12 protein-coding genes and 2 tRNA genes are annotated in these 12,080 nt (G+C 36.4%); 11 read left to right on the forward strand and 3 right to left on the reverse strand.

Annotated features, from left to right (window positions below; translation table 11 throughout):
- Positions 1–39: 39 nt before the first annotated feature.
- From spoVT to PGC35_RS20675, 10 genes are all read left to right on the forward strand, one after another.
- Positions 40–576 (forward strand): stage V sporulation protein T, encoded by a 537-nt coding sequence (spoVT, locus tag PGC35_RS20630; protein ID WP_053592247.1) that lies wholly within the window; start codon positions 40–42, stop codon positions 574–576.
- A 130-nt stretch (positions 577–706) separates the two neighbouring features.
- On the forward strand, positions 707–2,326 hold the full coding sequence (locus PGC35_RS20635; protein ID WP_375220510.1) for a putative polysaccharide biosynthesis protein: 1,620 nt from the start codon (positions 707–709) through the stop codon (positions 2,324–2,326).
- A 12-nt stretch (positions 2,327–2,338) separates the two neighbouring features.
- On the forward strand, positions 2,339–3,796 hold the full coding sequence (gene yabN / locus PGC35_RS20640; protein WP_375220511.1) for a bifunctional methyltransferase/pyrophosphohydrolase YabN: 1,458 nt from the start codon (positions 2,339–2,341) through the stop codon (positions 3,794–3,796).
- A 7-nt stretch (positions 3,797–3,803) separates the two neighbouring features.
- Complete coding sequence (locus PGC35_RS20645) at positions 3,804–4,094, forward strand: RNA-binding S4 domain-containing protein (protein ID WP_053591084.1); 291 nt, start codon at positions 3,804–3,806, stop codon at positions 4,092–4,094.
- A 108-nt stretch (positions 4,095–4,202) separates the two neighbouring features.
- The gene (gene yabP, locus PGC35_RS20650; protein WP_053591083.1) at positions 4,203–4,505 is read left to right on the forward strand and encodes a sporulation protein YabP; all 303 of its coding nucleotides are present in this window, start codon (positions 4,203–4,205) and stop codon (positions 4,503–4,505) included.
- The gene (yabQ, locus tag PGC35_RS20655; RefSeq protein ID WP_345798825.1) at positions 4,502–4,999 is read left to right on the forward strand and encodes a spore cortex biosynthesis protein YabQ; all 498 of its coding nucleotides are present in this window, start codon (positions 4,502–4,504) and stop codon (positions 4,997–4,999) included. The genes yabP and yabQ overlap by 4 nt, the downstream gene beginning before the upstream one ends.
- Positions 5,000–5,023: 24 nt before the next feature.
- Positions 5,024–5,419: an FtsB family cell division protein gene (locus PGC35_RS20660; protein WP_053591081.1), complete on the forward strand. Its 396-nt coding sequence runs from the start codon at positions 5,024–5,026 to the stop codon at positions 5,417–5,419.
- 137 nt (positions 5,420–5,556) lie between these two features.
- Positions 5,557–5,988 carry a S1 domain-containing RNA-binding protein gene (locus PGC35_RS20665; protein WP_053591080.1) on the forward strand — a complete coding sequence of 144 codons (432 nt, stop codon included), beginning with the start codon at positions 5,557–5,559 and terminating at the stop codon, positions 5,986–5,988.
- Positions 5,989–6,196: 208 nt separating this feature from the next.
- On the forward strand, positions 6,197–7,402 hold the full coding sequence (locus tag PGC35_RS20670; protein WP_053591079.1) for an EAL domain-containing protein: 1,206 nt from the start codon (positions 6,197–6,199) through the stop codon (positions 7,400–7,402).
- A 23-nt stretch (positions 7,403–7,425) separates the two neighbouring features.
- The gene (locus PGC35_RS20675; protein WP_053591078.1) at positions 7,426–7,875 is read left to right on the forward strand and encodes a DinB family protein; all 450 of its coding nucleotides are present in this window, start codon (positions 7,426–7,428) and stop codon (positions 7,873–7,875) included.
- A gap of 403 nt (positions 7,876–8,278) precedes the next feature.
- Here PGC35_RS20675 and PGC35_RS20680 read toward each other — a convergent pair whose 3' ends face one another.
- The 3 genes from PGC35_RS20680 to PGC35_RS20690 form a co-directional block, all read right to left on the reverse strand.
- The gene (locus tag PGC35_RS20680; protein WP_375220512.1) at positions 8,279–8,995 is read right to left on the reverse strand and encodes a nucleotidyltransferase domain-containing protein; all 717 of its coding nucleotides are present in this window, start codon (positions 8,993–8,995) and stop codon (positions 8,279–8,281) included.
- A 76-nt stretch (positions 8,996–9,071) separates the two neighbouring features.
- A tRNA-Glu gene (locus tag PGC35_RS20685) sits at positions 9,072–9,143 on the reverse strand.
- An 18-nt stretch (positions 9,144–9,161) separates the two neighbouring features.
- A tRNA-Met gene (locus PGC35_RS20690) sits at positions 9,162–9,235 on the reverse strand.
- Between the two features lie 196 nt (positions 9,236–9,431).
- Here PGC35_RS20690 and PGC35_RS20695 point away from each other — a divergent pair.
- Entirely contained in the window at positions 9,432–11,807 is a 2,376-nt protein-coding gene (locus tag PGC35_RS20695; RefSeq protein WP_375220513.1) for a SpoIIE family protein phosphatase, read from the forward strand.
- Positions 11,808–12,080: the final 273 nt, after the last annotated feature.

Below are 12,080 nucleotides of genomic sequence, written 5' to 3' on the forward strand. Positions count from 1 at the left end.
AAAATTAATACCCAATCAGTCGAAAGTGAGGCACATTACATGAAAGCAACAGGCATCGTACGACGCATTGATGATTTAGGTAGAGTAGTAATTCCGAAAGAAATTCGCAGAACGCTTCGCATCCGTGAAGGTGATCCACTGGAAATTTTTACGGATAGAGAAGGTGAAGTAATACTAAAAAAATACTCACCTATCAATGAACTCGGGGATTTTGCAAAAGAGTATGCAGAAACATTATACGAAACGCTAGGTACTCCGGTATTAATAAGTGATCGTGACGAAATGATTGCAGTGGCAGGTTTATCCAAAAAAGATTATCTAAATAGAAGACTAAGCCCAGATGTAGAAGAAATCGTTAGTAAACGTTCTATTGTTACGGAAAAACATGAAAACTCAGTAGAATGGGTACCAGGGGTTTTTGAATCAGTCAAATCCTACTGTATTGCTCCAATTATCTCATCAGGAGATCCAATAGGCGCTGTCTTTTTAATTTCTAAAGTCCATTTTGTTGGGGAAGCAGAGTTAAAAGCAGTCGAAACAGCAGCAAATTTCTTAGCAAAACAAATGGAAACTTAATTTATCGAAGGTCTTTTTCTATTAATAGAGAAAGGCCTTTTTCCATGTCTGTTTGTGTTGCTCATTCCCTGGAGATATGCTGTTTATTTTATATTCATGTATAATAGTTGCATTGAGGGATGGAAGAAGGATGAAGGAAATGAGTAACGAATGGAACATGAAAACGTATATGAAGGGCGCAGCCATGTTGACGATTGCAGCGATTATTGTAAAGCTATTAAGCGCTGTTTATCGTGTTCCATTTCAAAATTTGGTTGGAGATGAAGGATTTTATATTTACCAACAGGTTTATCCGTTCATTGGTATTGTAACAACTTGGACTTCTTTTGGATTTGCCGTTGCATTGTCAAAAATACTATCAGAATATAAAGCTACCAAAAATGATGAAGCTATTCCAAGAATTATACAAATTGCTTTCGTTTTTATTGGAATCATTTCAATTCTATTTTTTCTTTTACTATTTGCCGGAGCTGAATTTCTTGCAAGTACAATGGGTGATGTCCAGTTAGCTCCGTTATTAAAAGCGGGCTCCTATGTTATTTTGTTAATGCCAATGCTGGCTGTGTTAAAAGGAAAATTTCAAGCAGATGGCAAGATGCAGCCGGTTGCTTATGCACAAGTGATCGAGCAAGCAGTACGAGTGATTATCATTTTATTAGGTACATGGATTGTCGTTTCTACTAGTTTTGATTTATACAAGGCTGGCAGTATGGCAATGTATGGTGCAGTGGCAGGGGAACTAGCAGGTGTTGTTTTTCTTTCTTATGTATATTGGAGAGGATTAGGAAATCTTCATACAAACAAACCGAAACAAGTAGTTCCAATTTGGCCAATTGTAAAGGATTTGACCATTGTTAGTATTAGTGCAAGTATTAGTGCGCTATTGTTTTTACTTTTTCAGTTGGTGGATTCTTTTACTATTTTTCAAACGTTAGTAGAAAGCGGCTTGGAAAAGCAACAAGCGATGGAGATGAAAGGAATTTATGATCGAGGACAGCCGCTAGTCCAATTAGGAATTGTTATTGCCTCTACTTTATCTTTAGCGGTAGTTCCGTTAGTTGCACATCGAATCAATAAAGAAAAGGGAAGAACGGCTATCCCTTTCATGCAGCTTACATACCGTGTCGCTTTCACCTTTGGAATTGCTGCAGCATTAGGGTTGATTGTAGTTTTACCTTATGTAAATGAAATGTTATTCCAAACTAGAGCTGAGTCCTTCACTTTGATGGTATTTGCATGTCAAATAATATGGATGTCCTTAATATTAACGTTGATGGCTATGCTTCAAGGAAGTGGGAAAGTAAAAATCCCTACTTTATTTTTACTGGTTGGCGTATTTTGTAAATGGCTATTAAATGGTATGCTTGTCTCATCTTATGGGATTGTTGGTGCAGCAATAGCAGGAAATATTAGTTTAGCGATTGTATTTTTAATGATGTTTTATTATTTTAAAAAGAACTGGAACATTTCGTTTGCCTCTATTTCCTTTTATAAAGGCATTGGAATTGCTTCGCTTATGATGGTAATCTGTGTAACCGCGTATGTGTGGGTGGCAGATGCTATACTCTTCGATAGTTTATCCAGTCGACTACAGTCTGTCGTTATTTCTATTAGTGCTGTAACACTTGGAGCAACCATTTTCTTACTAATCATTGCAAAAAGACGTGTAATCGGGGAAAAAGAGTGGTTTTTATTGCCTTTTGGACGAAGAATGGCTACATTTCAACTATGGTTGAATAAAGAAAAGTAAGGTTGTGAGCAGATGAATGAAATTACCATTATTGGCCTCGGGGCAAGCGACTTAGATCAATTGCCTCTAGGTATATATAAAAAGCTAAAAGCATCAGAACATTTATATGTTCGTACGGAGCAGCATCCTGTTTTGCAAGAATTAAAAACAGAAGGACTTACATGGAAAAGCTTCGATGAAATTTATGAAAAGAATGATCAATTTGAAGGTGTTTATGAGGAGATTGTGAAAACTTTACTTCAGTTAGCAATTGCTAACCCTGTGACGTACGCAGTACCCGGACACCCATTAGTAGCTGAACAAACGGTACAATTACTTATTGAAGCGGAGCAACAAGGCAAAGCGAAAATTAAAATCGAAGGTGGACAAAGCTTTTTAGATCCTATTTTTGGCGCGTTAAGAATAGATCCTATCGAAGGATTTCAGCTTTTAGATGGTACAAGTTTAAAACGTGACGACATTCAAATGAATGCGCACGTATTAATCGGACAAGTTTATGATGCGTTTAGCGCTTCCGAAGTGAAGCTTACGCTCATGGAAAAATATCCAGATGAATATGTCGTTACTATCGTCACTGCAGCTGGTTCAGCTCAGGAAAAGTTAACGAAAGTGCCTTTATACGAGCTGGATCGAGTAATGGAACTCGATAATTTAACAACATTATACGTTCCTCCTATACTCCAACAAGAAAATAGATTAAAGGAATGGCAAACCCTACGTAAAATTGTAGCTGATTTACGTGGTCCTAATGGATGTCCATGGGATAAGGAACAAACACATACGACGCTAAAGAAATATGCCGTAGAAGAAGTGTATGAATTATTACAGGCAATAGATGAAGAAGACGATGATCATATTGTTGAGGAACTCGGCGATGTGCTATTACAAGTATTTTTACATGCTCAAATTGGAGAAGATAATGGATATTTCAGCTTAGAGGATGTACTAGAGTCAGTATCCAATAAAATGATTCGCAGACATCCCCATGTTTTTGGAGATGTGATCGCCACAAATTCAGAAGATGTGCTTCGTAATTGGCAGCAAATTAAAGCGCAAGAGAAGAAAGAACATAACGAGTCATTGCTAGATGGGGAATTGCGTGCAGATTCTTCGTTGCTTACTTCTTATAATTTTCAAAAGAAAGTAGCAAAAGTTGGTTTTGATTGGCCAGATGTATCTGGAGCATGGGAAAAGTTCGATGAAGAGCTAAAAGAATGGAAGAAAGAGTTAAAAGATGGCAATATAGATACACAGACGGATGAGTTAGGGGATGTATTGTTTACGCTCGTTAATTTAGCTCGTTTTTACGGCTTATCTCCAGAGCAAGCGATCATGCAAGCAAATGAAAAGTTTAAAAGGAGATTCCAATATATTGAGTCGAGTGTTAAAAAGGGAAAAGGAGACTTTACTCATTATAATCTGGAAGAGCTCGATTCTTTTTGGAAAGATGCAAAGAAATTAGAGAGGTAGTGTTGTTATGAGATTAGATAAATTTTTAAAAGTTTCTCGATTGATTAAGCGTAGAACACTTGCAAAAGAGGTTGCAGATCAAGGAAGAATTACGATAAATGGAAAAGTGGCGAAGGCAAGCTCCGATGTAAAGGCGGGAGATGAACTATCTATTCGATTTGGTCAAAAGGTAGTAACTGCTATTGTTGATGCGATAAGAGATTCTGCTAAAAAAGAGGAAGCTGCATCGATGTTCACGATAACAAAAGAAGAGAGATTAGAAAAAGTAGATCCAGCATTTATTGATGATGAAGATTAAAAAATAGAAAACAAATAAATTTTATAAAATAAAAAGCGTGGCATTTGTCATGCTTTTTTTTTACGTGCATACAATACAAAGAGAGGACAAGGAGAGGAGAGAGTATAAATGCAATTTCAAGCAGAAAATCAAACAATTACTATTCCATCGGGGGACCACGTTATTTCCTTAAGAAATCGTAAAAGAATGGATCTAACATCGGTTAAATCTATTGAACGATTCGATCAACAAGAATTTTATGTAAGGACCTCACAAGGAATCCTCCATATTAAAGGAGAAGATTTAAAGATCGTACACCTAGACGTAGATAAAGGTCTCCTAACATTAGATGGGATTGTACGAGTTATGCAGTACGATGAAGAGCAGCAGTTAGACGGAGCAAGAGGATTACTTCATAAACTATTCGGATGACACTCTCTCTACAATTTCTAAGCTTATTATTGATGATAGCGAGTGGTATTCTAGTTGGTGCAATTATCGAAGGAACGCGCTTTGTAACGGAAAGCTTTTCAAAGCGTTCCTTCGTTTATAAATATCGAGTCGGTTTAGAGATAATTATATGGATTTCTCTAGGGTTGGGAACTTTTTACTTACTTTATGAAGTTCGAGATGGCATATGGAGAATATATGATCCACTTGCACAAATAGTAGGAATCCTTTTATACGAACAACTCTTTCAGCCAGTTTTTCGATTGGCGGGAAGGATTTTTTTAAGTTTAATCGTTAAGCCCATTTGGTTTATTATTCGTTTGTTCATAACAATCATTCGCAAAATAATACAATTGATTGTTATTATAGTCTTATTTATAACTAAACCTTTTCAATACGTTTATAAAAAAACAATTCATTTGGCCCTTCAGAAAAAACCAAACTTCCGTTATAATAAAAAGTACACTAAAAATTGAAACAGTTTGACGGGAGAGGGCGAAATGGGAGAGAAGCAAAGAAATGTATCTACAGAGAAACGACTTGCATCAATTAATACCGATTATGTTCGTTCCATCGAACGTCAAGAAAATCGTAAACATGCAAAAAAAGTTCGTTTATACAGACGTTTAGCTACATTTACAGTGATGTCCATTTTAATTGTCGGGTTTCTGATTACTTCATTAATAAATAGTAATAAAACGTTAGAAGAAAAAAAACAGCAAAAAGAACAAGTTTCAGAAGAACTAGCTAAAGTACAAGAAGAGCAAGAAATATTGAAACTTCAAATTTCCAAATTAAATGATGATGAGTACATTGGAAAATTATTAAGAAAAGATTATTTTCTTTCAGAAGAAGGAGAAATCATTTTTACTTTGCCTGAAAATGAAGAAAAATAATATAAAAATAACGCTTCAAAAGAGTAGTCTTATTGACACTCTTTTTTTGTTAGCTATAATAAAGATAAGGTTTGTATGAAAAAATTCGTACAATCACGTTAAGAGTCGTTTAAATTTTAAGGAGGAGCATTTTTTTTATGTCAATTGAAGTAGGCAGCAAGGTACAGGGTAAAGTAACAGGAATCACTAACTTCGGAGCGTTCGTAGAGCTGCCAGGAGGCTCAACAGGTCTAGTTCACATTAGTGAAGTTGCGGATAATTATGTGAAAGATATTAATGAGCACTTGAAGGTTGGAGATGTTGTAGAAGTTAAGGTGATGAATGTTGAAGCGGATGGCAAAATCGGATTATCTATTCGTAAAGCGAAGCCTCAAGCGGAAAGACCAGAGAGACCAGAACGTCCTCAGCGTCCACGTAACAACAATCGCCCAAATGATCGCGATCGTCCAAACAAAGAAAATTTCGAACAAAAAATGGCTAGATTCTTAAAGGACAGTGAAGATCGTTTGTCTACGTTAAAGCGTGCAACTGAATCTAAGCGTGGTGGCCGAGGCGCTAAAAGAGGATAATTAGCTGTCTGTTTTATCGGTAGAAAAAATGTTTAATAGATGAGAAGGTGTTCAGCATTGCTGACACCTTTTTTTGTACTAAAAAATTATACTAATAAATATAATTGTATCTAGTACCTTTTTTTCATTAAAATGGATTGTTAATATATAAGTATCGTTTTCTTAGGTAAAACGAGTACGATTGTCAATCGTTAAAGGAGGTTTTTATATGGATGCAATTGATGTACTAACGAATTTAGATAATTTGAAAGCATATTTTCAGCCAATATTTAGTGCAGACGAGCATATTGTAGTTGGTTATGAAGTAACCGGAAAACTTCAAATGGATGACAAGTTAATAAACTTAACATCATTTGCATATGATGAAGATATTCCAGAAGAGTATCGGGTTGAAGTGGAACATAAAATATTGCATTTGGCACTTTCTCAACTTGCTGGAGAAGTGAAAGATTTTGATATTTACCTTCCATATAATGCAAACTTACTTATATTAGATTATGGTGAAAGTTATTTTGAAATTATAAAAGAGTATATTTTAGAAGAAAATCTCCCCCGCATTGTTCTTGTAATTTCAGAGCATAACTTTAAAGGAGATTTTAGCCAGCTTAATAATATCCTTCGCTATTTACGTACATACGGAATGAAGGTTGCTATAAATCAGGTAGGCTCCGAAAGCCATTTGGATTATATTAAGATGATCTCCCCAAATATCTTAAAAGTGAATATTGAGCAATTGAGTTATGAATCGTGGAGTGCACAAAATGATTTATTTACGTCCCTTGGTACGTTAGCTCGTAAAATGGGAGCGAATATGTTATTTGAAGGTATTGATACTGTACATCAGCTTCAATTTGCTTGGAAGAATGGTGGAAGATATTATCAAGGAAAGTACTTGTCTGATTCTGCTACAACGGTTATTCCAAAAAATCAGTTGAAGGAAAGATTTAAAAAGGAATGTCAGCAGTTTATTAAAATAGAAAAGCGCATGCTCGAAGAAAATTATAATGAATTGAAAAACTTACAAAATCTTTTAGAAACGACTATCCAGCATTCAAAGCCTGCAAGTGATAATAGCGAGCAACTTTTGGCGCTAGCCAAAGAACTTGATGTATATTCTTTCCGTATTTATATTTGTAATGAAGATGGTTTCCAAACTTCACCTAATATTATGCGCATGGATAAGAAGTGGACTGTTCAAAAAGAGGCTATTAATAAAAATTGGAGCTGGCGTCCATATTTTTTAAAAACAATTATAAAAATGCGCAATGATCAAAGTGGAGTATTTTCTGATGTATATAGCGATATCGACACTGGAGAATTGACACGAACATTTTCAATACCAATGAATGAAAGTGAATATCTATTTATTGATATTTCCTATGATTACTTATTTAAGCATAATATATTTAGATAAAGAAGTTTTTAGGGGGAAAAGGTGTGAATAAAGAGGATATTTTAAAAGCACATGTAGCATATGTGAATTGGTTAGATGAACTTACGAATTTAAATGAGATAAAAGGAAACACACCATACAAAGAAGGTAAGTGGTCGCCAAATGAAATTGTGATGCATTTAGCCGAGTGGGATCGATTTACCCTAGAAGAACGAATGCCTTATATGAAAGAAGGTGCAAAGCTTGAAACGTTTCCAAACTTCGAAGACTTTAATGCAAAAGCCGCAGCCCGTGCTCATGAACAAACATTTACAGAGACCCTTGCTTATGCAAAAACTCAACGGCAAGCTATTATGGAACAACTCGAACAAATCGCTGAAATAGAATGGGACAAAATTTTCTATATTGGTAACCATGAATTAACTATACGTAGTTACTTCACAGATTTCATGGAACATGATCTTCACCATAAAAACCAAATAGCTTTAAAATAATTTATTGCCTAAGACTGTATATACTCAAGATTTTGAGTTTATACAGTCTTTCTACTTTTTCAAAATAGGCCAAATCCGTTTATTTCAGCTCTAGTAGGACGCTTTCCGCCGGCATGGCTTCAACCCGCTTCCCTTGCTCCTGCGCAAAGCAAGTCGCAAAAAACAATGCTCCTGCGCAAAGCTCGTCGCAAAAATTAATTTCGCTACGCTCAGTCCAGGGTCTTTTCGCTCATGCACCTGATGCTTCGCTTTCGGTGCAGAAAACATTTGCTATTTCGGCTGGAGTCTCCGCCATCCATCAGCTTCAATCTATGTATTGGCTAATTAAATAATGATATATAACAAGGTCCTCCATTAAACTTACAACTCTCTCGAGGTGATGGGCCATTATAACAGAACCCCTTTATATTTTTCCTAAAGAAAACCCTTCAAATAAACGTCCCCCGTAAGGATGTAAAATATCCTCTACAAGTTGAATTACCTTATTTTTTTCACCAGTTTTATAATAAATATCAAATGATTCAACAAACCGATTGGCAAAATTCTCATCATGATGTTTTAATGCACGGACAATCCATTTAGAGGCACCAATCCATTTACCATTCGTTCGTAACACAAATTCACTTAATAATTCGGCTAGTGTATTTGCTATAAAAATTTCTTCTGCTCTATTAGTACTTCCAATGAAATCATCTAATGCGTCCGTAATAAAGTATCGTTTTAAATTTATAGTCTCGGGTGACCAAATTTCTGGCCCTTTTGCTAACAGTTCTTTGGCTTCGGTTTTAATAGAATCTAAAATATCGTTGTCTTTCAAGATGAGCCCTTCTGCAACCATGCGGGGCAAAGAAGGTCTAGCTCTTTTGGAGTCACTTTCAAAAAAGGTTTTATAAGAAGTGAGATTATGAACAAAAACTTCAATCGGCCATCCACCTAAAACAAGAGATTCTCTAAAAGAGATTTGACTATTGTTATAAAATACAACAATATCTAGATCTGAAGTTTTTGTAGTTTCCCCTCGGATTACGCTTCCTGCTAAAAGAGCACCTTGGCAATTAGGATGATGTAAAGAGATAAATTGCTTTGCAGCTTCGATAGGTTCTAGTCTGTCAACATGCATCGAGCATTCTCCTCTATTTTTTTGTATTAAAAAAGCAGTTCCAAAAATTCGACTTTTGGAACTGCTTTTTATTAGATGACCCCTACGGGATTCGAACCCGTGTTACCGCCGTGAAAGGGCGGTGTCTTAACCGCTTGACCAAGGGGCCAGATTAATGGAAAAAATATGGCGGCAGAGGGGATCGAACCCCCGACCTCACGGGTATGAACCGTACGCTCTAGCCAGCTGAGCTACGCCGCCAATTTAACGAACAAATTACATATTACAAGCGTTTGGGCCAAGTGTCAATACTTCTTGAAAAAATATTTTCTTTCTCCTATTATTTATTGGCTAAACGAGTCGAAAACTTTTTTGGAGAGGGTGTCAGAAACAGACATACTTCTTGTTCTAAATCTAGGTATACTTCCATCAATAGCTGAATAGGGGGTATATACTTTTGAAAACATTGTATGAGCAAAATCAAAAAAGAAATTTTTCGTGGAGAAAGGTTTTAGAAGAGATTCAAGTTCGAAAAGTAGCCATATCATTCGCTCTTATTTTTTTTATACTTGCTTTCTTCCTAGCGCAAGTCGTATTATTTGAAGCTTCCGTTCCATTCTTCCTTCCTATATGGGCATTAGTAAGCTTACGATTTAAACGTTTTTTACCTTGGACCATTGCAGGGGCTTTGCTTGGTAGTATGACGCTAGGACTTGGACAAGTAGTCATACACGCAATGCAAGCGTTTATATTTCCACTTCATTCAAAAAGATTGATCAGGAAGATTCCATTACCCTTATTTGTATTATTAGATGTTGTTTTTATACAAGTAATATGGCAGTTAGTGTCCTATTGGGGCCAGATTCCAGGTTCCGTTTGGCTAGCAATCGGCTATGAAGGCCTTTTGAGTTTATTTATGACTATATTTTTATTTCAATTATTTCTCCCATTGCCAGATATACTTCATAAAAGATGGACGGCAGAAAGAATGGGAGCTGCTTTATTAATAGGAGCATTAGTCTTAACGGGTATGTCCTCGTATATTTTTGGATACGTTTCGATTCCTTTAATTCTTGCTCATTTAGTAATAGCAATTGCCTCTGCAGTAGGTGGAATTCAGCTTGCAACCGTCGTTGCAGTTCTAGCAGGGACAATATTAAGTATTTCAAAGCTAAGCTTCAGTGGCATGATAGCGGTATATGCCGTTACCGGCTTTTTAGCAGGGCTGCATAAACCATTTGGCCGACTTTGGCAGGCGTTTAGTATGCTAGGCGCTACATTTTTCTTTATTTTATACGACCGAACTTTACCACTAGATAGTGTTTATATAGGTTCATTGGTAACCGCTTCATTGTTGTTTTTTGCTATACCTTCCAGTTGGATTAAATCTTTAAAGGAGGAACTTTACCCGGATACTTCAAATATTCTTCTGCGCAGACAGAAGTGGATGACTGAAAAAGTAAACAATCAGTTACAGGAATTCCAACATTTCGTAGACTTTATTACAAGTTTTATTTCTGATCGATTTAACAATAAAGGAGCTGTTGAAAAAGAGCAAAACCAGGCATTTGAAACATGCCAGTCGTGTTTTCAATATGAAAAATGTTGGGGGGCAAAATCAAATGGAATCCCATCGCTGATGGCACAATGGGAAAATGAACCTAAAAAAAATAGAATACAAATTGAAAAGAGAATCGGTTATAAGTGTGTGAAACCAGTAAAAATCATTCAAGAATTAATAGAAAGGGAGGCAAAAAAACAACTAAACAACCAAATGCAACACGGTAAAAAAATGTACGCTTTAAAGCTACGTGATATTGGAAACCATATGAATGAACTTATAAACAATTTAGATAACAGTATGACTTTATATACATCTCACGAAGAAGAAATCAAACAGAAGTTTGATCAGTGCAATATCCCGTTTTTTCAAATTGACGTTTTAAATATTGCAGTAGGGCAAATGGAGGTTGTTTTCTGTTTGCCGGTAGAATCTAGAGCCAAAATGGTTGGCGAGAGATTAATACTGCCAATACTTTATGACTTATGGAAAGAACCATTTGAAATAACGTCCATGAAAGAAGTTCATCAACCATATGAGCATATTCAAATGACTTGTAAATCTTCTGTACGTTTTCAAGTAACACATGATGTTTATACATCATCCAGCAGAAATACGATATATTCAGGAGATGCCCATGCAGTATTTCCTTTACACCCTGGATTACTTGCGGTTATTTTATCAGATGGAATGGGGAATGATATCGAGGCACACAGAGAAAGTAGACGAGTAATGCAGTTTATGCGAGAATGCCTAAATAAAAAAATGGATCCTGAAACAACGATGCATACTCTTCATTACATGATGAGTTTGCAAGATGATACGGATAGCTATGCAACGGTAGATTTAGCATTGATCGACTTACAAAAAGGAGAACTGTGGTCTTGGAAAGCTGGTAGTATGTCTACTTATTTGATAAGGGGGAATGAGATGCGTAAAATTGAAAGTAAGCATGTGCCATTTGGTTTCCTGCCTACTTTTACTATTGAGGCAAGAAAAGTCGATATTAAAGATGGCGATATTCTGCTAATGCTATCGGATGGTGTCTTCTCATCCAATACGACCATAGACAAACAAGAGCTGTATTATCAAAAAATACTCCAAGATCCAACAATGAACGCAGAAAGATTTGTAAAGAAATTAGAAGAAACGTATTCATTACCTGGAGACGACCGAACGGTTATCTTCATGCAAGTAAAACATGTAGTTCCAGAATGGTCTATTTTTTCACCACGTGAAGCAGCTAAATTCCAAGAAAAAATGGTACACTAAATAGAAAAGCGCAAGCGCCTGTTAGAGGAATACAGTCTAAATTCGCGACATCGTGTCGCAACGACTGTATGACCCACTTCGTGTGGGCCTCCGACAAGCAAATGGGAAGATTCGAAATCCAACCTGTTGGATGTAGAAGATTTTCATTTGACCTCGAGGGGCAAGGCGCTGGAGTCTGGACAAAAAGAAAAGCGTAAGCGCCTGACAGTGCCCCGAGCCGTGCGCGGGAGCAACGTCCTTCCTGCGACGAGCTATGCGCAGGAGCAAGGCGCT

Source organism: Psychrobacillus sp. PGGUH221 (genome assembly GCF_042055255.1).
Taxonomy (GTDB): domain Bacteria; phylum Bacillota; class Bacilli; order Bacillales_A; family Planococcaceae; genus Psychrobacillus.